Origin of the sequence: Pseudomonas sp. 43A (assembly GCF_013363935.1) — a bacterium.
Classification (GTDB): Bacteria; Pseudomonadota; Gammaproteobacteria; order Pseudomonadales; family Pseudomonadaceae; genus Aquipseudomonas; species Aquipseudomonas crudilactis.
In genome coordinates this window covers 2,414,712-2,437,498 of sequence record NZ_CP054880.1, presented here as the reverse complement: position 1 = coordinate 2,437,498, position 22,787 = coordinate 2,414,712, and the positions used below count along the sequence as shown (strand labels likewise).

19 protein-coding genes are annotated in these 22,787 nt (G+C 52.0%); 13 read left to right on the top strand and 6 right to left on the bottom strand.

Features of this window, described 5'->3' with window-relative positions; genetic code table 11:
* The first annotated feature begins 55 nt into the window (after positions 1-55).
* Together mobA and HUW52_RS10925 are read left to right on the top strand one after the other, a co-directional pair.
* The gene (mobA, locus tag HUW52_RS10930; RefSeq protein ID WP_175553632.1) at positions 56-658 is read left to right on the top strand and encodes a molybdenum cofactor guanylyltransferase MobA; all 603 of its coding nucleotides are present in this window, start codon (positions 56-58) and stop codon (positions 656-658) included.
* Positions 659-736: 78 nt separating this feature from the next.
* On the top strand, positions 737-958 hold the full coding sequence (locus tag HUW52_RS10925; RefSeq protein ID WP_007908660.1) for a YgdI/YgdR family lipoprotein: 222 nt from the start codon (positions 737-739) through the stop codon (positions 956-958).
* 80 nt (positions 959-1,038) lie between these two features.
* On the opposite strand, the gene HUW52_RS10920 is transcribed toward HUW52_RS10925, so the two are convergent.
* From HUW52_RS10920 to HUW52_RS10910, 3 genes are all read right to left on the bottom strand, one after another.
* Positions 1,039-1,929 carry a pseudouridine synthase gene (locus HUW52_RS10920; RefSeq protein ID WP_016985468.1) on the bottom strand — a complete coding sequence of 297 codons (891 nt, stop codon included), beginning with the start codon at positions 1,927-1,929 and terminating at the stop codon, positions 1,039-1,041.
* 70 nt (positions 1,930-1,999) lie between these two features.
* Positions 2,000-2,317 (bottom strand): transcriptional regulator, encoded by a 318-nt coding sequence (locus tag HUW52_RS10915; protein WP_016985469.1) that lies wholly within the window; start codon positions 2,315-2,317, stop codon positions 2,000-2,002.
* Positions 2,318-2,429: 112 nt separating this feature from the next.
* Positions 2,430-2,666 (bottom strand): glutaredoxin family protein, encoded by a 237-nt coding sequence (locus HUW52_RS10910; RefSeq protein ID WP_016985470.1) that lies wholly within the window; start codon positions 2,664-2,666, stop codon positions 2,430-2,432.
* Between the two features lie 208 nt (positions 2,667-2,874).
* On the opposite strand from HUW52_RS10910, the gene HUW52_RS10905 reads away from it, so the two are divergent.
* Positions 2,875-4,587 (top strand): monovalent cation:proton antiporter-2 (CPA2) family protein, encoded by a 1,713-nt coding sequence (locus HUW52_RS10905; RefSeq protein WP_016985471.1) that lies wholly within the window; start codon positions 2,875-2,877, stop codon positions 4,585-4,587.
* On the opposite strand, the gene HUW52_RS10900 is transcribed toward HUW52_RS10905, so the two are convergent.
* Positions 4,584-5,792, bottom strand: coding sequence for an ammonium transporter (locus HUW52_RS10900; RefSeq protein ID WP_175553631.1), 1,209 nt, complete (start codon positions 5,790-5,792; stop codon positions 4,584-4,586). The genes HUW52_RS10905 and HUW52_RS10900 overlap by 4 nt on opposite strands.
* A 305-nt stretch (positions 5,793-6,097) precedes the next feature.
* On the opposite strand from HUW52_RS10900, the gene HUW52_RS10895 reads away from it, so the two are divergent.
* From HUW52_RS10895 to HUW52_RS10850, 10 genes are all read left to right on the top strand, one after another.
* Positions 6,098-6,412 (top strand): YqjD family protein, encoded by a 315-nt coding sequence (locus HUW52_RS10895; RefSeq protein ID WP_016985473.1) that lies wholly within the window; start codon positions 6,098-6,100, stop codon positions 6,410-6,412.
* 2 nt (positions 6,413-6,414) lie between these two features.
* A complete protein-coding gene (locus HUW52_RS10890; RefSeq protein WP_016985474.1) occupies positions 6,415-6,801 on the top strand; it encodes a phage holin family protein in 387 nt (128 codons plus the stop codon).
* On the top strand, positions 6,798-7,136 hold the full coding sequence (locus HUW52_RS10885; protein WP_016985475.1) for a hypothetical protein: 339 nt from the start codon (positions 6,798-6,800) through the stop codon (positions 7,134-7,136). The genes HUW52_RS10890 and HUW52_RS10885 overlap by 4 nt, the downstream gene beginning before the upstream one ends.
* 124 nt (positions 7,137-7,260) lie before the next feature.
* Positions 7,261-8,424 (top strand): EAL domain-containing protein, encoded by a 1,164-nt coding sequence (locus tag HUW52_RS10880; RefSeq protein ID WP_016985476.1) that lies wholly within the window; start codon positions 7,261-7,263, stop codon positions 8,422-8,424.
* 116 nt (positions 8,425-8,540) lie between these two features.
* A complete protein-coding gene (locus tag HUW52_RS10875) occupies positions 8,541-9,869 on the top strand; it encodes a deoxyguanosinetriphosphate triphosphohydrolase (protein WP_175553630.1) in 1,329 nt (442 codons plus the stop codon).
* Between the two features lie 554 nt (positions 9,870-10,423).
* Positions 10,424-12,553: a hypothetical protein gene (locus tag HUW52_RS10870; protein WP_175553629.1), complete on the top strand. Its 2,130-nt coding sequence runs from the start codon at positions 10,424-10,426 to the stop codon at positions 12,551-12,553.
* Positions 12,553-14,703, top strand: a complete 2,151-nt coding sequence (locus HUW52_RS10865) for a hypothetical protein (RefSeq protein ID WP_175553628.1) — start codon at positions 12,553-12,555, stop codon at positions 14,701-14,703. The genes HUW52_RS10870 and HUW52_RS10865 overlap by 1 nt, the downstream gene beginning before the upstream one ends.
* A complete protein-coding gene (locus HUW52_RS10860; protein WP_175553627.1) occupies positions 14,684-15,235 on the top strand; it encodes a hypothetical protein in 552 nt (183 codons plus the stop codon). The genes HUW52_RS10865 and HUW52_RS10860 overlap by 20 nt, the downstream gene beginning before the upstream one ends.
* A complete protein-coding gene (locus HUW52_RS10855) occupies positions 15,228-16,658 on the top strand; it encodes a hypothetical protein (RefSeq protein ID WP_175553626.1) in 1,431 nt (476 codons plus the stop codon). The genes HUW52_RS10860 and HUW52_RS10855 overlap by 8 nt, the downstream gene beginning before the upstream one ends.
* Before the next feature lie 420 nt (positions 16,659-17,078).
* Entirely contained in the window at positions 17,079-18,125 is a 1,047-nt protein-coding gene (locus HUW52_RS10850) for a tyrosine-type recombinase/integrase (protein ID WP_175553625.1), read from the top strand.
* Between the two features lie 771 nt (positions 18,126-18,896).
* On the opposite strand, the gene HUW52_RS10845 is transcribed toward HUW52_RS10850, so the two are convergent.
* Positions 18,897-21,113 carry a hypothetical protein gene (locus HUW52_RS10845; protein WP_175553624.1) on the bottom strand — a complete coding sequence of 739 codons (2,217 nt, stop codon included), beginning with the start codon at positions 21,111-21,113 and terminating at the stop codon, positions 18,897-18,899.
* 161 nt (positions 21,114-21,274) lie between these two features.
* Complete coding sequence (locus HUW52_RS10840; protein ID WP_256668510.1) at positions 21,275-22,471, bottom strand: HEPN-associated N-terminal domain-containing protein; 1,197 nt, start codon at positions 22,469-22,471, stop codon at positions 21,275-21,277.
* Between the last annotated feature and the right edge of the window lie 316 nt (positions 22,472-22,787).

Here is a 22,787-nt window from a genome sequence, read left to right as displayed (position 1 = left end):
GCCCGGTGTTATATCACAGCGCCCCATTTCTTTGCCGCCCCTCTGGAGAGCTGCCATGACTGTGAATTCGCAACTGCCGCCCTGCTCCATTCTGCTTCTGGCGGGCGGGCGCGGCCAACGTATGGGCGGTCAGGACAAGGGTCTGGTGCAGTGGCAGGGTGAACCGTTGATCGTGCACTTGCAGCGCCAGACTCGTCCGCTGACCAATGACTTGATCATCTCCTGCAATCGGAATCGCGAGCGTTATGCACCGTTTGCAGATCAACTGGTGGGGGATGACGAAGAAGATTTTCCGGGCCCCTTGGCTGGTATCCGCGCAGGCCTGAAAGCCGCGCGTCACTCCCACTTGCTGGTACTGCCCTGCGATGTCCCGAGGATCGATGCCACGTTGCTGCAGGACATGCGCGAAACCGCCAATCTGAATCCTGAAAAACCTTTAATGTTGCGCCATGACGGGCATTGGGAACCTCTGCTCTGCGTGATTCCGGTAGCCCTGTTGCCGGCCTTTGAGGCAGCGTGGATTGCTGGGGAGCGCAGCCCCGGGCGGGTAATGCGCAGTCTCGGCGCCACCGCCTTGCAATGTCCCGATAATGACCCGCGACTGGCCAACCTCAACACCCCCGAACTGTTAAATGCGCACAACACTGTGTCAGACTGACACCATTCAAGGAACTCTCACGCCTTGTATACGTCTCAAGCTCAGTAACCAAAAGAATTCCCATTCGGAGACACACCCATGACTCAACGGACCCTCGCCACTTTCATGCTCGCACTGGGCCTTGCCACCCTCGCCGGTTGCTCGTCGCCTACAGTGATCACCTTGAATGACGGTCGCGAAATCCAGGCCGTCGACACCCCGAAATACGATGACGATTCGGGCTTCTACGAGTTCAAACAGCTGGACGGCAAAGAAACTCGCATCAACAAGGATCAGGTTCGTACCGTTAAAGAGCTGTAAGCTCTGGGTCGATACCGGATACAGAAAAGCCCGCATTGATTGCGGGCTTTTTCATGGGCGCTCGAAAAACGGCTTCGACGTCACCATTGCAACGTGATCCGGCTCTCGAACTCGCGCTCTGCGCCGGTAACCGGATCAACGAACCGCAACCCCTGCGCCAGCAGTTTCAGCGGATTGGCGTAGTCGTCCTCGACATCCTTCAACACATCCGGATAAAACGGATCGTTGCAGATGCTCGCGCCCAACGCCGTCATGTGGACACGTAGTTGATGTTTTTTTCCCGTCACCGGAAACAAGCCGTAGCGCCACAGATCGCCATGTTTTTCCCGAACCTCCACCGCCGTTTCGGTATTGCTGGCACCGGCGCCTTCCTGCATGCGGAAAAACGGTTCGCCATCTACCAGGCGGCTCTTGTGCACCAAAGGGAACTTCAGATCTGGCAGCGCCGGGGCGATGGCTTCATAGCGCTTGTCGATCTGCCGCGTGGGAAACAACGACTGATAGGCTGATCGGGTTTGAGGATTGGCTGAGAAAATCACCAGTCCCGCCGTATGCCGGTCGATGCGGTGCAGAGGCACCAGGTGCGGATTGTCCAGGCGACGAATCAGCCTGCGCAACAAGGTTTGCTCAACGTATTCGCCGGCAGGCGTGACCGGCAGAAAATGCGGTTTGTCAGCCACTACCAGATGTTCGTCGGCATACAGGATCGACTCGACCACCGGGATCGGCTTCTCGTCCGGCACTTCACGAAAATAGTGAATCCGCAGACCTTCCTTGTAAGGCAAGTCCACCGGGATCGGCTGGCCATGGCCGTCCAGTACGCGTCCCCGAGCGATCCGGTCCAGCCATTGTTCGCGGTCAATGGCGCTGAAATGCTCGCACAGGCAATCGAGTACGGTCCGCCATTTACCGGGCGGCAGATAAAGTGTGCTCGCCTGATTCTGAGCAGCAGAGAATGTAGATGTGGACATACGGAAATCGAACCCTCAATGCAGGCCGGCATTATCCAGCAGTGAGGGAAACGAACCTAGCGCAGAATGTTCAGGCCGGGATTGTTTTCAGCGCTGCGGCATCGGTGAATTCCTTGAGCCAGCGCAACACATCAACTGCATCCCAGCGTCCCGGATCGTACAAGGCGTAAAGCAAACCCTGATAACCGACCACATCCAGCTGCTTGTGGTAACCGGCACGCTGAAACAAGGCCTCGATCTCGGCAAAGCAGGTGTTGAAGTGCAGTTTGTTGAAGGGCGTCTTGCCTTCCGTGACCAGCCCGTCCAGGCGCAATTCGAGAACGGCCTCGCGCACCACGTCAACCGACATCCGGTTCACGCTGTTCTTCAACTGTTCGACATTGACCACGGTTCATCCCTCTGACGCATTTACTGTATGAACATACAGTAACCGAACAAGGCGCAAAATGCCAAGAAATGGATGGCAGCGGCGACCGGCGGAATGAACGAGAAAATGCGGATCAACGCAGAAATGCAACGACTTCATCAGCGCTGAATGGCCAGCCCAGCTCAGCCCCGGTGTCGACACGACGCAGCACCGGAATTCTCAGGCTGTAAGCCGCATACCAAGCCTCATCCTCAGCAATATCGACCAATTCAACCAGCAGGCCATGCTCGACAAGAGGCATCAGTTCGGCCTCGGCGACTTCACACAAATGGCATCCAAGGGTGCCGAACAGCTGACATTCAGGAGGCATGATTGCTCAACCAAAAAATGAGTGGGCCTATTCTAGGCCGCACCTGAAAACCCGTCGAGCCACCGCCGCCCAAAGGCTCCAGCGTCCCGACAAAGGTTCACAGGCAAAACCCTGACGCAAATCAGTCCGCAGAAAAACCAATTACGCGATCCTCCCGGACTTTTTGCCTCTACGCTTGAAAAGCCTGAATCTGACATCGGAGTGTCCAGTGTTCGCCAATCTGTTGATCATCCTCGCCTCGTCCCTTGTGGTGATTGCCCTGTTCCGTCGCCTGCGGTTGCCACCGGTTCTGGGTTATCTGTGCGTAGGATTGCTGGTCGGACCGAGTGCGTTCGACTGGGTCAACGAGAGCGAACACTTGCCCGACGTCGCGGAGTTGGGGGTGGTGTTTCTGTTGTTTTCACTGGGTCTGGAGTTCTCCCTGTCGAAGATGATCGCGCTGCGCCAGGTAGTGTTCCGTCTCGGCAGTCAGCAAGTGCTGGTCAGCACCGCGCTGCTCGGGCTGCTATTGATGCTGTTGGGCATGCCGATCACACCGGCGCTGTTGCTCGGCGCCGGGCTTTCGCTGTCATCAACGGCGATTGTGACCAAAGAGTTGGGCAGCCTTGGCGAGGTGTTCAGCAGCCACGGCCAGAATGCCGTTGGTGTTTTACTGTTTCAGGACGTTGTCGCGGTATTGCTGCTGACATTGGTGCCCGTGTTCGCCGGCAGCAGCGAGCAAGCCTGGTACTGGGCGCTACCGCTGACGCTGGTGAAAACCGTTGTGCTGTTTGTCGGGCTGCTACTGGCCAGTCGCTGGATACTGCCGAGGTTGTTCCATGAAGTGGCGGCGTCACGCTCGGCAGAATTGTTCGTGCTGCTGGCACTGGTGATTGTGTTGTTGACCGCCTGGCTGACTCACCTGCTGGGCCTGTCCCCCGCCCTCGGTGCATTTCTGGCGGGGATGTTGCTCGGTGAAAGCCACTATCGTCACCAGATCGAGGCTGACATCCGGCCATTTCGCGACATCCTTCTAGGTGTGTTTTTCGTCAGCATCGGCATGCTGATCGACCTGCAACTGTTCGTCAGTCACAGCCTGCTGATTATCGGGCTTACCGTCGGTTTGATGGTGATCAAGGGCATCGTCGTCGCCTTGTTGGTGAAGTGGCGCGGCAGTGACAGCGAAACAGCGTGGCGCAGTGGTCTGGCGTTGGCCCAGGGAGGCGAGTTCTGCTTTGCACTGATGGCACAGATGCAACAAAACAGCATGATGCCCGAAGGGCTTGGCAACCTTCTGCTCGCGGCGACGTTCTGCTCGATGCTGCTGACGCCATTGTTGTTGCGCGCAGCACCACGCATCGCTGCAGTGCTGCACCGCAAACCCAATCAAGAGGCACAGATCGAAGAAATCAGCGCGCTCAACGCCGACCTCAACCAGCACGTGGTGATTTGCGGCTACGGCCGGGTCGGCCAATCCATCGGTCGTTTCATGCGCAATGCCAAACAGCCTTATATCGCGCTGGACAATGACCCGGTCCGGGTACAGGAAGCCGCCAGTGGGGAAAGTGACGTGCATTACGGCGACTCGTCGCGCGGCGATCTGCTGACCGCCGTTGGCCTGCTGCGCGCACGACTCTGTGTGATTGCCGTGGATCAAACCGACGTCGCCCTGCGCATTCTCAAGGAAGCACGCCGCCTCAATGATCAGGTGCCGATTCTGGTGCGCACCCGCGACGACAGCCAATTGGCGGAGCTCAAAGCCGCAGGCGCCACCGAAGTAGTGCCTGAGCTATTGGAATCCAGCCTGATGCTTGGCTCTCACGCCTTGATCATGCTCGGGTTGCCGGCGCGTCAGGTTCAGGAAAAAGTCGATCAGGTGCGAAGTGACCGTTATCGCCTGCTCCACGGTTTCTACCGCGGAGCCGACGATGAGGAGACCTAATCCTGGCTCACTGCGCCGATCTTGTGCAGCGACAGGTCCGCGCCGTAATACTCTTGTTCCTGACTCAGGCGCAGCCCATGCAGCGCCTTGATCACGCCATATACGACGAAGCCACCGATCAGCGCCACAGCGACGCCGAGCGCGGTGCCGATCAACTGGCTGATCAAGCTGACGCCGCCAATACCGCCAAGCGCAGTCTGGCCGAAGATCCCGCAGGCAATCCCGCCCCAAACACCGCACAGGCCGTGCAGCGGCCAAACACCCAATACGTCATCAATGCGCCATTTAACCTGCGCGGCGGTAAAGCACCAGACAAACAGCGCGCCAGCGATCGCGCCGGTCACCAGCGCACCGACCGGATGCATCAGATCGGATCCGGCACAGATCGCCACCAGACCGGCCAACGGGCCGTTGTGCAGAAAGCCCGGGTCATTGCGCCCGACGAGCAGCGCCGCCATGGTGCCGCCGACCATCGCCATCAACGAATTGACCGCTACCAGACCACTGACACCTTGCAGCGTCTGCGCGCTCATCACGTTGAAGCCGAACCAGCCGACAATCAAAATCCACGAGCCGAGCGCCAGAAAGGGAATGCTCGACGGTGCGAACGCCACCAGCCGCCCGTCGCGGTAGCGGCCATTGCGCGGCCCCAGCAACAGCACCGCCGCCAGTGCCAGCCAACCGCCCATGGCGTGCACCACCACGGAACCGGCGAAATCATGGAAAGCTGCACCGAACTGCACCGTCAGCCACGCTTGCAGACCGTAGTTGCCGTTCCAGATCATGCCTTCGAAGAACGGATAGATGAATGCGACGATCAACGCCGTGGCGCACAACTGCGGCACAAAACGCGCGCGCTCGGCGATACCGCCGGAAATGATCGCCGGGATCGCGGCGGCAAAGGTCAGCAGGAAGAAAAACTTCACCAGTCCATAACCGTGATCGGCACTCAGCACCGCCGCTGGCTGCATGAAGGTCACGCCATAGGAGATCCAATAGCCTATAAAGAAATAGGCCAGGGTCGAGACGGCGAAATCACTGAGAATCTTCGACAGCGCATTGACCTGGTTTTTCTGGCGGACGGTACCGACCTCCAGAAAGGCGAAACCGGCGTGCATCGCCAGCACCATCACTGCACCGATCAGAATGAACAAGGTATTGGAGCTGTGAACCAGGGTGTCCACAGCGCTTTGCAGATTTTCCATAAGCAGGCAGACCTAAAGGCGAAAAAGGCACCAAAGCGGTTCATGCGCACATTTCATGCACCAAGTTGCGCCCGCGCAGTCAGGGAACCGGATGTCCGGCGAACTGCTTTGGCGCACAAGGTCGATGTCCTGACACGAACCGGCATTGTTTGGGATAAGGTTTCTCAAGGCGCACGCCCGGCAACAGCGCACAACCGCAGGACGACGCACCACGACACAGCAAAAGTTGTACCAGTCATTTGTACTGAACCTTCGCGCAAGGCTCATACTCGAACGCTTCAGACGTCACTTACGGAGATCCACCCATGGCCAGCATCAAGGCAAAGACTGCTCAAGAAATCCTGATGAACGACTTCCAGACTTTGGTCGCCGACACCGAACGGTTGCTCGAGCACACCGCCACTCTGGCCGGCGATCAGGCTGATGAGCTGCGCGAGCAGATTCACGACAGCCTGCTGCGCGCCCGCGAAACCCTGAAACTGACCGAAGACACCCTGCGTGAACGTGGTCAGGCAGCGGTGACCGCCACTGAAGATTACGTCTCGGCCAACCCTTGGCAGGCCGTCGGCATTGCTGCTGGTGTCGGCTTCCTGATCGGCCTGCTGGCTACTCGGCGCTGATTATGTCGATCGGTGAATCCGGCCCGACTGCGGGCACCGCCTCTTCCACGCGACGCCTGGGCGCCGCCGTTCTGGGTCTGCTGCACAGCCATGTCGAGTTGTTCGGCATCGAATTGCAGGAGCAGAAATCCCGGACCGTCAGCCTGTTGCTGTTTGCAGGTCTGGCCTTGGTCTTTGCCCTGTTGCTGCTGGTGGGTTTATCGACCTTGGTCATGATCGTGTTCTGGGACACTTATCGCCTGGCCGCGATCATCGGCCTGTGCGTTTTCTATACCTTGGCCTCGATCTTCTGCGGACTGCGCCTCAAGGCTGCAATCTTCGATGAGTCCTCGCCTTTCCACGGCACGCTCGAAGAGCTGGCCAACGACCGGGAGCGCCTGCTGCCATGAGCCTGCCTGAACTGCCACACAACAGCTCTCGCCGGGAAATGCGCAAGGCGCTGATCCGCCTGCGCATGGAAATGCATCGACAGGAAATTCGCCATGAAGCCGGGCAAGTCCTGCAACCACTGCAACGCATGCGCGGCATGACGCAAAACTTGCAGGGCGGTCTGGGGATCAAGCACGCGCCGTTATGGGGTGTGGCGGCTGTGACGCTGCTGGGTTTCATCACCGGCAAAGGCGCCAAAAGCGGCGGCGTTGGTGGTTTGACCCGATTGGTTCGTCTTGGCACCAGTCTCGGGCCGCTGATCAAAATGGTCATGCAAAACTCCGGCAAACGCTGAATTACGGCATCTGGCTACATTCTTGCAACCTTCTCGGGATGGACCTCTTTGACCAAGAGGTTCAATCCTGAACGCCTATCCGGTCGACAGGTTCAACCAGAACAAGAACGACTAAGGAGGCTCCGTGATCGACGGGCAACCGCTCGCCTGCTTTCAACCCTTCATCGATACCGCCACCGGCCGGATTGCCGGCGTCGAAGCACTGGGCCGGCTGCGCCAGGCCGATGGACAACTGGTGTCGGTCGGGCCGCTGTTCGCCGACCCGCGCACTCCGGCCATCGCCTTGCGCCGTCTCGACCGACAGATCCGCGACAATGCTTTGAGCCGCCTGCATGAAGCGCCCTCGGACTGGTTTCTCAGCCTCAACATGTCGCCGCGCTGGATCAGCCGCTTGCGCCCCGAACAAGCGCTGCCAAGTCTCAAGCAAATCGCGCGACACCTTGTCGATCCGCAGCGCATCGTATTCGAGATCACTGAACTGGGCGGCAACGGCCAACGTCTGGCCGAAGTGGTCGCGCGTTATCGCGAGGCAGGGGCACGAATCGCCATTGATGATTTTGGTGCGGGCTATTCACAACTGGATCGGGTGCTGGCGCTGCAACCGGACATTCTCAAACTCGACATGCGCCTGTTTCAGGCCGCCGCACTCGGTGGGCCGAGCAGTGATGTGGTCAAGGCGTTGGCGCAGATGGCCGAAAAGACCGGTTGCTGGATTATCGCTGAAGGCGTCGAGACCGAGGCACAGTTGAATTTCGCTCTGGAGTGCGGATCGCGGTACGTACAGGGTTTTCTCTTCGCTCGGGCGCAGGAAGCTTTTTACCCCACAGACGCTTTTGTGCAACGCTTCGCCGAACTGCGTCAACGCTATGTCCGGCAAAAACTGGCAGAGCGGGCCCGCTTGATGCAAATGCGTCAGCAACTGGGCGAATTGATGACCATTCTGCAGAACTGGGCGCAAGCCCACGCACCGCTGAGCGCATTGCCCCAGCTGGACGCCTTTCCATGGCTGCTGCGGTTCTATCAATGCGACCGTCACGGCACGCAACTGACACCTAATCTGGAATGGCGGCACAGTGGCTGGATCGCCGACAATCGCTATCTGGGGCACAACTGGTCATGGCGTCCGTACTTCTATCATTTACTCGCTGAAGGCTGGGAGGAGCGGCGCCTGACGCTGTCCAACACCTACCGCGATGCAACCAGCAACCAGTATTGCCTGACGGCCGGGCAGTTCTTCGACAATGGCGAACGTCTGCTGCTGATCGACATTGATGCTGCCGGGCTGTAGTTGCGCTTGCAGGCTCAGAGCCGAACCGGGAAGCTAGGGCGAGCGTTGCCATTAAGTTTCCACACCACAGCGGGGAAACTTTTTGGCCCCCAGTCACCTGTCGGAGAGAATCAGCCTTGGATTGGCAAACCCTGCTCAACCGCGAACGTCTCGGAAAGCCCCTGCACAGCCCGCAAGAACTTGGCCGCAGTCCTTTTCACAAAGACCATGACCGCATCATCTTCTCCGGCGCCTTTCGGCGTCTGGGTCGAAAAACCCAAGTGCACCCGGTCACCAGTAACGACCACATTCACACACGCCTGACCCACTCGCTGGAGGTCAGTTGTGTCGGCCGTTCGCTGGGTATGCGCGTCGGCGAAACACTGCGCGGTGCCCTGCCACAATGGTGCGACCCCAGCGACCTGGGCATGGTGGTGCAATCGGCATGTCTGGCCCACGACATCGGCAACCCGCCGTTCGGTCACTCCGGTGAAGATGCCATTCGCCACTGGTTCCAACAGGCGGCCGGACGAGGCTGGCTGGACGGCATGAGCGAAGCCGAGCGCGGCGACTTCCTCAATTTCGAAGGCAACGCACAAGGCTTTCGCGTGCTCACTCAGCTTGAGTACCATCAGTTCGACGGCGGCACCCGCCTGACCTACGCCACCCTCGGCACCTATCTGAAATACCCGTGGACAGCCCGTCACGCCGACTCCCTGGGTTACAAGAAACACAAGTTCGGCTGTTATCAGAGCGAACTGCCGCTGCTGGAGCAAATCGCTCAAAAGCTGGGCCTGCCACAACTGGAAGAGCAACGCTGGGCGCGCCATCCGCTGGTCTACCTGATGGAGGCGGCGGACGACATCTGCTACGCCTTGATCGACCTGGAAGACGGTCTTGAGATGGAGCTGCTGGAGTACGCTGAGGTCGAATCGCTGTTACTCGGATTGGTGGGCGATGATCTGCCGGAAACCTATCGTCAGCTCGGCCCGCAGGATTCACGACGACGCAAGCTCGCAATCCTGCGTGGCAAGGCCATCGAACATTTGACCAACGCGGCGGCGCGGGCGTTTGTCGAGCAACAGGACGCACTGCTCGCCGGCACGCTGCACGGCGATCTGGTCGAGCACATGCATGGCCCGGCCAAGCGCTGTGTGCTGAACGCCAAGGACATTGCCCGCAAGAAAATCTTTCAGGACAAACGCAAGACCCTGCACGAAATCGGTGCCTACACGACGCTGGAGATTCTCCTCAACTCGTTCTGCGGCGCCGCGCTGGAGCAACACAACGGTCGCACGCCATCGTTCAAGAGTCGGCGCATCCTCGACTTGCTCGGCAATAACGCACCGGATCCGCAGGGTTCTTTGCATACGTCGTTTTTGCGCATGATCGATTTCATCGCCGGCATGACCGACAGCTACGCAAGCGACATGGCGCTGGAGATGACCGGTCGTTCCAGTCACTGATCCGAACGCATTCAACCCGTCGATAGCGTCGGCCGGTTGAATGCACAGTGATCACTTCCTTGACCGGGGAAGCCGCATTGACACTCGTCTATTTCGAATAATTTTGTAGCGGGATGCAGCGGCGAAAAGTACAAACAACAAGCAACTGTCCTTAGCATTTAAACATTGAACAAAAATCCATTTACAGCCAGTACTTGCAAAACATTCACGACGAACTATAAGCCGATGCAAACCCTGCCCTTCCTTACGTCACACCTAGTTTGATCGTAGTCCCTTTCCTCATTAACTGTAGGAACAATCCGATAACACGACTGGAGCCAGGTCAGCTCATACGTGCGCTCATTCAACTGAGCTAAGGTGCGCGCTTTATTCGTGCTTGTATGGGATTTGATTATGAACTCTCGCTTTTTTGTGGACACATACTCAATGCGAAAAAATGTATTTACTTTATTTATCAACAGATTATGTACACCTATGCTAACGTTTTGACACCTAATAGTTGACACCGCCCATCACGAGTCTAGTCTCAAGGTACTCACGGTGAGGCCTTGGCCATGATCTCTTTCAAAATTGCCAGCGAACACATCTTATTCCGCCTCGAATGGCGAAATAAGCAAGGCTGTAGGAAAATGATCTTGCCGAGGCCACCGTTATCATCGCAAACCAACCTTGAGACTGTATGCAGTGAAATAGCCAGGATTTGCCAACGCTTTGCTCCCTACACAACTTCAGCTCGGATAGGGTCGCTGAGAAAAATACTGAACTTCGCGACAGACCAGGGACGGGCCTTGCCAAATCCAAACAGTGCCGAATGGAAAGTCTTTATAAACGAGCACTATATATACCATCTTTCACACCCCGAAAAGCTGAATAGCGATGGCGACAAAGAATTTGAATCCATGCGCGTGGAATGGACTCAAATTGGTTACCTGTATAAAAGTCTTAAGCAGAAGTACATTATTCCCTCGGAAACCACTATTCCTTCCATGAGAAGGCCACAAATTTCGGATGATGAAAGAAGCGCTGATGTGTTGGACTCGGTGGAGGCAAATTTATGGCCATTGACGGATGTCAATGACCTCTGGCCGAAGACCTTCTTGGTAGATAAGGGGTTGAACGTCGGCACAGATCATTTTCTGGATACCCTTCAAAGCGATATCGAGAAACGTACGCAGACTATACTCTCTGCTTGTGAAAACTACTGGGACAAAGTAGTGGAATGCCAACGCATTGGCGAAAGCTTGATAAATTCCATTTCCTTAGAACAGATTGAAGCGCTCTTAGCATCTGGCAATTTTTACGTGGGACGTCGTTACATCGCTGATCCTGACAACCCAGATGGCGCTGCTTGGTTTTTGGCGATGATCAACTATCATTTCCTAATTACAGATGAACTGAGTGCAGTCTCTTATAAAGCCATGAGCAAAATCCATTTTTTTGAACCTTTCTGCCGCAATGGTTATATGAAAGCAAAAATGGATAGGAAGCTTAGGGAGATTGCTGGAGACTTTGGGGCCCCAAATTCAAACATTAATGAAACGTTGAATCGGCTCCTCGGTCACCTTTCCGCGCGCGACTGCGGAGCAGCAGCCGCAATTCTGATAGCTGAAAATCCGAAGTTTAATCCACACCCGCTACGCAGCGCTGATTATCTGTCTGAAAATGACAAACCAATACACTATTTTAATAGTGACCTAAACCAGTTAATGTGGAGCGTAAGCAAACCTCGGGCAAGATCTAGAAAAGTCTCCGCACTGCCTCCGCGCAGCCTTAAAATTTATATAGGGCTGGTAAAGGCAACAATGAAAGCTAGAATTAGGCTAATGCTAGAAGGGGACATTAACTACAGAAAGCTTTTTTTGACTTCGTCATTAAAGTGGGTTGGATTGAGTAGCAACCTTGATCAAATTCTGACAGCATCAATAGGAATCTCACTCTACCAGGCAATTAAAACTGATCTTATTAATGGGGACGTTTCAAGAGAAGTTTTCTCGTTAAGGAGGATTCGTGGTAGCCAAGGACTGATTAGCTTCCTGAAAGAGGGTACCTATCAAGCCGCTGCTAACACGCTGGGCAACTCTATCGCTGTCGTTGTGGCTAGATATATACCAGACTGGCTGAAATATCGGTGGAACGTGCGGATACTCCGGACATTTCAGACCAAGCTGATCATTCTCGCTACGAAAGGTAGGCCATGGCATTTTGCCGCAACTGACTTCTTAACCGAGAGTTATTTGTTCAATTTTATCATCAGGGAAGCAGCGACAAGCCTTACCTCTGATCCAGTATCGATGGATCTTAAACGTTACGCAGCAGAACTCACGGAGGATGCTGTTCACAACCTTGTTGAGCACCTAGTGAATCACAAAATGATTCTAAAACTTGACTCTGCCTCTCTGGCTGCCGTGTTTCTATTTGCTGAGATGTTCACTAGATCATCAGGCCAACGGCACGAAGACCCCGGTACAGGGCTTACCGAGGACTCGATTCTCACATTGGCACACCTTCTACATTGCACATACGAGATCAGCAAAGATCCGAACATGTGCGGCCCCATTGTAAGCAATATTGCAGGCCTATCTGTTCCGTACTTCCAACAAGTTTATGATGAAGCCGTGAAATTAAAATCCGAGCTAGCCAAGAAGACCTTGTCTGCAAGCATCATGGTTGAGCGAGAAACTTAATGCCTAAGAAAATTTTCAAGCCTTTGCCCTCTAGAGCAACCTTGGCTCTACTCATAGATCAGGCTAAACAGAACCTCGAAGACACTGTGACCTACACTGCCTCCTGGCTTAAAGAAGGTGGCATCGGGTCTCCCGAATGGAAAGTAATCGGTAATAAAAACAAGTTTGTAACAGTTAGTTTTTCTGAGCTTTTATCTGATGGTAGCTTGCTCACAGATCCACCGAATGCCCTGCTGCTGGCAACTATTCAGAAACAAGTTTTCTGCATACGCGCAAGATACCTTACACCACGCGTCGACCATCTAACCTGGATGAAATACGTCTGTTTCTACATAAACCTAGCAAGCTGGCTATGCCTTTATAAAAATCAATACCACCCACAAACATTTGGTTTCAAGCTACTGAACAAGAATGCCTGTGAACTGCTAGTTAATGACTATTGCACATCTGGCTGGGCAGGCGCGCTCCAACTTATTCCAAGACTCAGCGAAATATTCTGCGAACAGATAGGTGAAGTATACAATGGAGTCGAGCTAACCCAATCCCAGATAGCAAAAATAGTAGAGCACCTGAAAAAAAACAATTTGTATACAAAAAACAAAATTGATACTGAGCATGAATTTGGTTTAGTGTCTAGAACATACCTAGCGACAATCTTGAACACCCACATAACAGCGTTCAAACATGTACACACACGAACATTTCTCAGGCAGTTTGAAGTTAACCTGCAAAAACCAGTCCTGGTGCACGGAATCAATATTCGGGCGCAATACAGTTCACACAAAGCACCTATCTTTGACACAGATGCAAGTGGAGAGATAACCAAAGCCTCACTCGTTCAATTTCTGATACTAGTAAAATCAGTTGCGGAGGGGAACCCGTATTTGCCCGATCTGATGCCGAGGTTTGAGTACAACCCTAGTGAAGAATTAAAAAACTACGATGTCAAAAAGGAGGGTCATACGAGGAAACTACCCTACTCGATAGGTATGTATGCTCTGGACAAAGCAATTGAGTGGGTCATGGTATATGGAAAAGCTATTGTAGGTGCGTCGATTGAAATTATCAAAGCCTTTCATGACATAGCTCCTGAAGAGCAAAAAAAAACACGAGACAGGTATCGGCAAAGACAACAAATTTTTGAAACTATCATATCCTCATATACTACGGAATCATTCGAAGGGTTGCCCACTCAACCTTTAACTCTTGCGATTAATATCCAGAGGCTAACCAGCCAATCGCCGAAGACAAGCAGCAGCAAAAATATGACGTTTGCGGTCGCACTTGAGTGTTTTGTTGCTGCTTGTGCACTGATTCTCGGTTTCACCAAACCTCTAAGAATTGACGAGCTTAGCCAGATTTCTCGAAAATCGCTTAGCTACCAGACCAACGAAGAGGGCGCTTTCCTTAGGCACCCTGTACTCAAGAAACGTGTGCCGATCCCGCCCACGATACGTCGCCCCATACCTTTCATTGCATCTCTTGCTGTTCAGCTATTGAACGTACTGGGCAACGGCCTGAAAGAGGTATATCAAGATACTTCGCCCCACTCAGAACAGCTTTTCTACTTCCCGTCTTCCAAAGGTTTCAATAAGCCGAGCGGGCGAAGGCTCGGTATCCGTATAGATTCAGCAATACGATCATTTTGCGACATAATCGATATTCCCGTTGATATTTACGGGCGGCGCTGGTACATCAAGACTCATGAAATGCGCAAGTTTTTTATTGTGACTATGTATAACCATTCACAGGTTTATGCTGATGAGTCCATTAGACACCAAGCTGGACATGACGACCCTCGTTACTTTCACGAGTATTTAGCCGGCGAGATACCAGAAGAAGAAATCCTAAAATACAACATAGAAAATATAGAGGACAAACTTGCAGACCTTGAGGCCGGAAATATTTCTGAAGTTGAAAATCAAGGGCTAGTAGCACTTTACAAAAAAATCCTCTCCACTTTGAACATTACCTCTCTGAAATCAAGAAAGAAATATGAATTTGACCAGTTTCTCCAGGCTCTTCTAGCAAGCGACGGACTATTAATCTCCACTTATACTGTTAGATTGACCACCTATGAATCTGAAGTATATGACACTGATATAGCGTTGAAATACGGAGAGAGCAAAGATGAGAACTTCAACCGCTGACAACATCAGAGGGAGAATTTACTGGTTGCAATCAGTGTGGGAAGGAAGAGTCACCCCAACAAGACTTCACCATGACAAGCTGGCGGACATGAAAAAATTTTGCACCTTAGAGGTGAAAAATGAATTTGATAAAATAAGCTACAACACACTTAAGCATTTTTGCACAAGCCACTCCTTCTTAGAAATAACTCATACTTCAGAAAATCTTTGGGAGTATATGCGCTCCTTACGAGCAAACATCTACGCCACCCTTAAAAAAGCCAGAACAAATGACGACATTGACCAACCAACACCAGAAATGAAAATCAATGAGGCTTATAACCAAGCTCAGTTAGCAACCTGTGCTTACCTTGAGTTATTTAGATTTTTCAAAACATTGGTAGAATCAGATACAAGCCTTAACTATGCTACAAAGACCCAGATAACAAATTTTCTCTATGAGTCAAGCCTCAGATTTGAAGGAATTTATGCAAACCAAAATTCACCCACTAAAGCATGGAGCGTGATACAAGGGGGCAAAGGAGATGCCTAAGTTCCAGCTTTACAACACCAACATGGTGCTAAAAATGCCTGGCGCTGTAGTTTATTCTCGAAAAAAAGAAGCACCAACTGTTAGAAAAAAGACGATTTCGAATCAAGTCTATATGTTCTGGCCAAACGGCTCACCTTGCACCCTGATTAATATCTGGTTACAGCATGTGACTGTCCAGGCTACCGGCGACTCAGCCGAAACGTTTGCAAGTCACATGACTCACTACGTGCGTTACTGCTTTAACCATGGCGCCCATTTACTCGCAGTTGACGATACGTTCCTCTCGGGCCTTTCAACTCATCTGTTAGAAGAAAAAAAATTAAAAAAATCTGCCATTACTGGTGCTCGCAGTCCAAACCAAGTCGCATATACCATTAGAAGAGTGATAGATTTTTTGATTTGGTATCAAATGAATTATCGGCTTGTCTCACAACCTAAGCTCGTAGGGGAGTTAGGCACTGGCGCTCAAGTGACAATTGAATGGAAGGCCAACAGGCAAGGCCAGCCGATTCTGTACCACCCAGCGATTCCAACAGTTCGCCCCCCAGTGAGTGATAAAAAGCCCATGCCCGATAACTTCATAGGCAAGATTAGCGACACAATTTATAGGCTGAAAACCAACCCAAGATATTTGTTTGCTGCTACTGCTTCTCAAGTGCGTGATGACTACATAGCGAAAAACGAATATTTATACAACCGTCGGTTAGCGACCCTTAAAATTTCTAAAATGACCGGCCTTCGCCCTGACGAGCTAAACAGCATCCCCTTAAATTTGAATGAACATCCGCTAGAAAAGAGAACCCTGTACATTCCAACTTTGAAAACACGACAACGACCTAGACCTATACGTGAATTTCCCCTATCACTTGAGGATGCAATTGAAATATCCATATACCTTAAAGCACGTACAGCTTTCATAGCATATCTTAATATCCCCCCCACAAAGGCCACATCCTTCATGCTTGCGCAAAATGGAAAAGCCATAGAGACACGATCCTTGGCGCGAGACTTCAGAAGGCTTTGTGAGCTATCCGGCCTTACAGATGTACAAGTCTGCTTATCCATGTTTAGACATCGTTTTATTACTACCCAGATAGCATATGAGATCGCAAAGGAATTAAAGCGAGATATAGCTCAGAAGGATTTATGGATGGAGGCCGTCCAAAAAAGAATCTTAGCCAAAGTAGCTAAACTTACAGGCCATCGTGATCCGATGTCGCTGAAAAATTATTTCGATGAGGGATTTGCGATAGCGATAGCTAGTTCATCCTCGCCCTCCCCTAAACAAAAAGAAGCACTTATACAACAACTTGAAACCAGGATACATGAGCTGTCCATGCACTCCACTATATATAGCGACCCAAAACTAGCCAAAGGAATTTCTGAGTTAGAACAAATCTTGTCAAAACTAAAATTCATCTAATAAGTCTTGAGCCATTCCAATCTATATCGTTAATTGGGTTAGGCGGCCCATAGCCCGCAGGAACGCCTGCAACACCACCGACTTTTCTTGGCTGACTAAGCCGGGCCTTAGGCCCGAAGGAGCGATAGCAGCAATTAATTTCTGCTGCCATCACAGCGTTACCGCTCGATGAGGCTCAAGTCAGCGCCGGCTCACAAATCGACCATAAGATCGAGAACTGCTTTAGCTCCCAGTCTGCTCCATTTGAAGGACTGTTTTCCTAGACAGGTCACAAAGCTATGCTAGCTTTAAGAAATCGATTTCCTGGATCGAGCGGTCGGTTCGCAAAAGGCCATTGGCCTCAGGTTGTCATGATCTACTCAGTAGGCATTCGACAATAGTCAGAGGGCAGCCGACACCCTGACGTATTGGAGAAATGCCATGCGCGTCCCGATCTTCCCCTTCGATTTAATTCCCAAACGTCGATTCAAACACATTGCAAAAGTGCTTCGTCGTCACTGGCCTGGTGCTAACGCTATCAGTCTCATGACCGCGCAAGAGATTTTGGCACAGGGGTTGGGCTATCGCGACTTGCACGATGCGTTGAAGTCATCAGAAAATTGCTCACCGGATGCACCTGTACCTACTCTTGCAGAAGTAAGGGACAACGTCAGCACATCCATATTTCAGTTTCTCAAGTCGAGCAACGCCGTAGGTATCGACGACCGTGATATCGAGCGTTTAGTGTTGCTACTCCCGCTTCACGAACTTTTGGCCTTCCATAGCTTTCGGCAAGAGCAAACGCCCTACGTTGGCAAGACAGACAGCCACAGCTCAGTAGTGCGTTCAGATCATAAAATCCCAGAAGCGGCCCAACGCGTAGTTCATAAAAAATTCAATTCAACGGGAAGTGTGCCTTGGAAATCCGCGTCGCCCCTCGCATCCGCAAAATATTTGAGTAGATGTGAGCTTGATGCCATTGAGAAGGTAGTCCAGAGCAAAGCCAACCTACGTGACCAATTTTTGTGCTCAGTGCTGCTCTCTGGTATTCGTCAGTCTGAATTACTGCATCTCAAAGTTGAAAACGTAAACTACACCGACCAGATGGTGATGCTGGACTTCCCAGCCACCAAATTGCGTTTGTACCGGCAACGACGCGCTTTGACTACAGCCAAAGATTTTGTGGTTTCTACGTACGTTAAACAAAGTGTGCTTGCTCACGGCGATTACCTGTTCCCGTCCAGCAAGAACACTAGCCATCCAATGACCTCTTACGAGCTGAATAAGATCCTGCACTCTTGGTTGTTGGAAGCTCAAATCGATCCAACGGAGGTGTCGACTCTTACAGTCCGACGCTCTGTAATTTTTCTATATATCAAATATCTTGGAGAGCAAACAAAGTCGCCGATACCTAATTTGACAGATCTTTCCCCATCTAAATTTTTGGGCCACTACAGTTCTTCGCGAGGGAAGAAGCCTAAAGCCTAAGAAGGTTCTGGGAGCGGCCAAATTTCAGTTGGACGAAGCTTGTCGCTCCTCTGCCGTCTAAATCCGAACCAACAGCATTCTGAGCTACTAACGGAGCCATCTCCATGTGACGCGCTACGATGTCATTAACTCCAATCGCATGGATGCTATCTCACGAATGAATGGTGCAGTTCCGCATGAACGGTTCGTTAGCTAGCAAAAAGCTGATGTGACGTGCTCTGACCTACGACAAAGATCCAACAATCCTCCTACTGCTACGCTGATGTCTTCCACGGAGGAAACACAATGTCGAACGCAGACCTACTCCCTTCCCCTCTATTCAAGATCAATGAAAACCTGCTCGCGCTCTAAGCCGCAACATTTCAATGCGAGGAAATGGCATGCGGGCTTATATGACTATCGCCCCAAATCACTTGAGCAAACAGTTGAGTCGTTGGGCTTGGTTTGGCAGGGTAACTATCATTGTTGGATAGACAATGCTAGAAATGTTGCTTTCATCGTGAAAGAAATTCTCGCCTGATTGCGTTAGCCAGGCCCAAGTGCCCGAATAAGCGATACCTCCATCAACAGCACGGCCCTCCTTAGATAAGAAGGGCATTCCTCACAGGTAAGTAAGCCCGATCAAACGTGCACCGTACTCATGCTGCCAATGTCATAGACCGCCAGAGCTATGACTGGGGTGCAGGTCAATGCGCGTAGCGGCCCAAATGTTCAGATGCGTCCAGCCCGCGGATTTCTTGGCCTCGGGCACAAGGTTTGGATGACACTCAATTAAGCTGGAGCCACATACCCCTGGCTTCGCTTTGCATGAAAATTTTTTACCTCATTCCACGTCATCTTGATCGCGATGTTCATTGCAGACGACTCATCTAGGACATAAACCTCAACTTCAGGATCACTGATAGGAGAAAGGAGCCTAAAAGGCTCTAACAATCGGCCACTGCCCACCATTCCATTTTGGCTGAAAATGATGGCTGGACAATGATCCCCACTCTCAAACAGTGCCCTTATTCCTCCCTTCAGCCACTCCCAATCAACCGAAATGGGAAAAGGGGGGCGGGTGGTGTGGAGGACAACCGGAATTATGGAGTCTGCACCTTTAACTATACTGTCCGGAAACGCCGCCAATAGCTCTTTGGTAGGAATGGTATCGATCACCTTACTCACTTCTTGCGCATCGCTTAGCATGATCTCAGAGCTTAGATATGATTCCAGGAACGCTATGAAGTGAAGGAAACCAGAAGCCTGAAATATTTTGCCTTGGCTGCCCTCTGCCCGAGACAGTAAACCTTTGACCATATCGCGGATGATCGAGGCTGCCGCCTCCGACTCATTCGGATCAGCTCGTCCAATGGACTGAGCATCCAGCAGGTTAAAAAGCCAGGCATGCCGATAACCTACATCAAAGCATGCTTGGTGAAATGGATGCCGCTTACTGATGAGATCCGAGCTTACCCATTGGGCTAGCTGTACCGTGGCCTCCACACGCTTCGCCGGATCCCTTGAAAGCATTGGCATTGGGGTTACAACCTCTTCAGTGATGTCGTACATTTGCTTCATCTCTATCGCGAAGCGCAGGGCCTCCAATTGAGCCCACTCCACCAAAGGCTCGAACTTCGCTGCTAACTTCTTATCAGGAGCTGTATTGAAAGCAGCGCCCAAGAGATCCCCGAGCACGCGACCAGCTAAAAACGCATCGCTGCACTTGATCACTCCTCCCGGAAACGGAGTCCCAAGCGAAAGATTGGCCACCAAGGTCATCGCAACTGCAGGATCTGTCCAATCCAGCTGATTAAGTCCCACAAACGGCATGTAGTTCTCACGTACAGCCGGATTGCAGACAAACTCTCGGGCATGCTGTCCGAGGCTACCCCAAAAATCGAATCTCATTGGTACGGCTCTATGGCGATACTGTCGGGTCTTCAACTGCCAATGGAAATCTGCGCCAAACTCAGGATCAAAATGCTCTTTAAGTATTGGGAATGCTGCTTTGGCGATGTCATAGACGGTCGTGGGTGTCTGCCCTAATAGGTCATCTCTACGCTCATGAAGGAACGTCGTAGCTTCCGATTCTCGCTGCGGCAATCCGTGATCTCGGCACCACGCATGCATTGCATAAGGATCAATTGCAGCTAGCGTGATACACCAACGCCCACGTCCAAAGCCATTGACGTCACGCCAAAGCATCATAAAGCCATGCGACCCCGCTCTATCCCCGGCACGTGCAATTACATCCATGGCAGTAACTACGATCCTCGGAGGCCAAGACACATCATCTTCGTTTTCTTCAGCGAGACCGATATCGTCTTGCTCGGCTCCCAGATCATCAATACCTTTGTAAGCCAGATAAAGATCAATTGAAGGAAGTGCTTCTACGGGTAGATTGGTACTTCCAGTTAGATGCCAGGCCTCCGGCAGGTGCGCTATCAGACCAAATCCAGATTCACCATTGGTCAACTTGAGTGCCAAGCACTGCTTACCCGACCAGGCGTTCATACTCCCCACGGCATGGACGAGCAGCGTCGCCCAGTCAGCCGCAACGACCACGAAGCACACGTCGAAATTACCCAAGAAGGGGAGCATATTTCGAAGCTCTTGCTCGTACCCTGCAAGCTCAGTAACTGTTTGCCGCTCCGTTTCGCTAGCCCGCTTGACCTCAAAAACCACCAGCGTTTTCGTCTCAGGGTTGAAGCAAAGAATGTCAGGACGCAGCACCTCCCCAGTGGTGACTGAGATGCTGGTATTGATGGAGATGATGTCCAGTAGGCTCAAGCGACTTAGTACGTGGTCTGCTGCCTCAGCAGAGGCTCGTCGAGAGATGTAATCGATACCAAAAGACGGAAGGAAATACTCTTGGGGAACAGTGTCAGTTAAGGAGGAGGTGATCGCCTCTCGCCCTTGGATCGAGTCGAGCAATTCCTCCCTCTCAATGAGCTGTATTAGCCAGGAAACGACCTCAGATTCTGGGGAAAACTTGACCTTTGACATAAATCTTCCTTGGGTGATGGCAGACGACTATCTGTGCACGAAGCACTAGGGTGACGGCCGAATCGGGACACTTGAATCCTGGCAGCGCTACGGAAGTGATCCAGTCGACCTATTGAGTGCCTACCTGGCATTTAACAATGAGCGCCAAACTCCTATTCTGGTCAAAAGTCTTGTGGGCTTTCAGAAGTTGCAAATGCCTCCAAGCTGACATCGACCGCCCTGTCCAACCTAAGAAGCGCTCCACTACCCTGCGTTTCGTCGGCATCAATGCACGCAGCAGAATCAACGAAAATCACGATCGCCTTCTGACCAGTCTTTGAACTGGGGTAGATGATTCCGTCTATCTGAGCGCCATCTTCCGTCCGATACACATGTCGAAAATACTCTGTCACCACTTGGGTGGGTACATACTCAGCATGTGCCCTGTCACTGCGCTCAATCGGCTTGGTGAAATCGTCGATAAAGTTATTCATGAACCGGTAATAGTTACGCAGCTCCTGAAGTGTTGGATCGAAGAGGCTGGGAACAGGAAGCGACTTCGATAGATCCACTACTCTAAGATCTCGAAGAGCAGTGAACTCGCCCGAGGCGACCTTCTTCCCCTTCGCATTGTCAGGCTCGTAAATCTCGCGAATGGCTGTATTGAGATCAAACGCACCATAGAACATCGGAATGCCTACTGGGCTCATCCTATTAGGCATGTTTGCTCGTTCGGCTGGAGGTGGGCCAAGATCCTTGGCGTGCGTTATCAACTCGTCCTGGTCGACGATCCGAACGCGATAAATTTTTGTCCCGCCCGGAACCCTATCGATAAGACCTAGACTCCCCACAACTCGGCCCAACGTCTCCAGGATGTCAACCGGGTTCATTTCGTCATGCTGGTCACGATCGTATGCTGGGTTGACCGCCCTGAAAAATACGAACCGCGCGGTGTGAGTGATGAATCTACTGAAGCTCTGCCAGCCGTAGACCAATATCTTGTGAAAAGGGAGAGAATACGGGTCTTTTTCGCACCATCCGGTGTCATGAATTGACCCGGCAATGGTATCTAGAATCTCTTCCGGGCAATCGGGGCCAAAGTCGTAAAGCAGCTCATAAATGTTGTAAACATTCCCTTGCCACCCACCTTCTCGGGTCTCGTAGGGAAGTCCTTCATTAGCTGGATCGCCCCACTCCAAGCAGAGGCTGTTCACCACGTGCTCTATCACATCATCCATGGCGGACACTTTGACCGATCTATCGCAGTAGGAGCAGGTTCCGGGACTACGATTTTTCCTTACGAATTTTTTCAGCCCTGCGTCTTGAATGCATCTCTCGCAGACATAGGTATCCTCAACGCTCGAATAGCCGCGCTCCATTTCCTCTTCCCACATCCTTTGGACTCTACCCATCCCGGTAATCTCACAATGAATTAAAAACAATCGACAGACTTTTGCCAGCAAGGAAATCCTTGAGTAAATCGCGACTGGGATTCCACCCATATCCATTCGCGCCCCCAATTCCGTATTCCTCAACCATCGCAAGCTACCATATGCTGACCCGATCCAAAGCCAGCCATCATGATCATGTGCATCAAAGCAAAACTCCTTCACCTCCAAGCCATTCAAAATCTGCTAGCGCCATATCGTTACCTCTATTGCGTAGACCTTGAGGCAACCTGTGATGAGGTCGGTG

What these genes read in the sequence shown, in the direction of transcription:
- mobA (WP_175553632.1), top strand. Translation starts at nt 56, where the DNA reads ATGACTGTGAATTCGCAACTGCCGCCCTGCTCCATTCTGCTTCTGGCG.
- HUW52_RS10925 (WP_007908660.1), top strand. Translation starts at nt 737, where the DNA reads ATGACTCAACGGACCCTCGCCACTTTCATGCTCGCACTGGGCCTTGCC.
- HUW52_RS10920 (WP_016985468.1), bottom strand. Translation starts at nt 1,929, where the DNA reads ATGTCCACATCTACATTCTCTGCTGCTCAGAATCAGGCGAGCACACTT.
- HUW52_RS10910 (WP_016985470.1), bottom strand. Translation starts at nt 2,666, where the DNA reads ATGCCTCCTGAATGTCAGCTGTTCGGCACCCTTGGATGCCATTTGTGT.
- HUW52_RS10900 (WP_175553631.1), bottom strand. Translation starts at nt 5,792, where the DNA reads ATGGAAAATCTGCAAAGCGCTGTGGACACCCTGGTTCACAGCTCCAAT.
- HUW52_RS10895 (WP_016985473.1), top strand. Translation starts at nt 6,098, where the DNA reads ATGGCCAGCATCAAGGCAAAGACTGCTCAAGAAATCCTGATGAACGAC.
- HUW52_RS10890 (WP_016985474.1), top strand. Translation starts at nt 6,415, where the DNA reads ATGTCGATCGGTGAATCCGGCCCGACTGCGGGCACCGCCTCTTCCACG.
- HUW52_RS10885 (WP_016985475.1), top strand. Translation starts at nt 6,798, where the DNA reads ATGAGCCTGCCTGAACTGCCACACAACAGCTCTCGCCGGGAAATGCGC.
- HUW52_RS10870 (WP_175553629.1), top strand. Translation starts at nt 10,424, where the DNA reads ATGATCTCTTTCAAAATTGCCAGCGAACACATCTTATTCCGCCTCGAA.
- HUW52_RS10865 (WP_175553628.1), top strand. Translation starts at nt 12,553, where the DNA reads ATGCCTAAGAAAATTTTCAAGCCTTTGCCCTCTAGAGCAACCTTGGCT.
- HUW52_RS10860 (WP_175553627.1), top strand. Translation starts at nt 14,684, where the DNA reads ATGAGAACTTCAACCGCTGACAACATCAGAGGGAGAATTTACTGGTTG.
- HUW52_RS10855 (WP_175553626.1), top strand. Translation starts at nt 15,228, where the DNA reads ATGCCTAAGTTCCAGCTTTACAACACCAACATGGTGCTAAAAATGCCT.
- HUW52_RS10850 (WP_175553625.1), top strand. Translation starts at nt 17,079, where the DNA reads ATGCGCGTCCCGATCTTCCCCTTCGATTTAATTCCCAAACGTCGATTC.
- HUW52_RS10845 (WP_175553624.1), bottom strand. Translation starts at nt 21,113, where the DNA reads ATGTCAAAGGTCAAGTTTTCCCCAGAATCTGAGGTCGTTTCCTGGCTA.
- HUW52_RS10840 (WP_256668510.1), bottom strand. Translation starts at nt 22,471, where the DNA reads ATGGAGCGCGGCTATTCGAGCGTTGAGGATACCTATGTCTGCGAGAGA.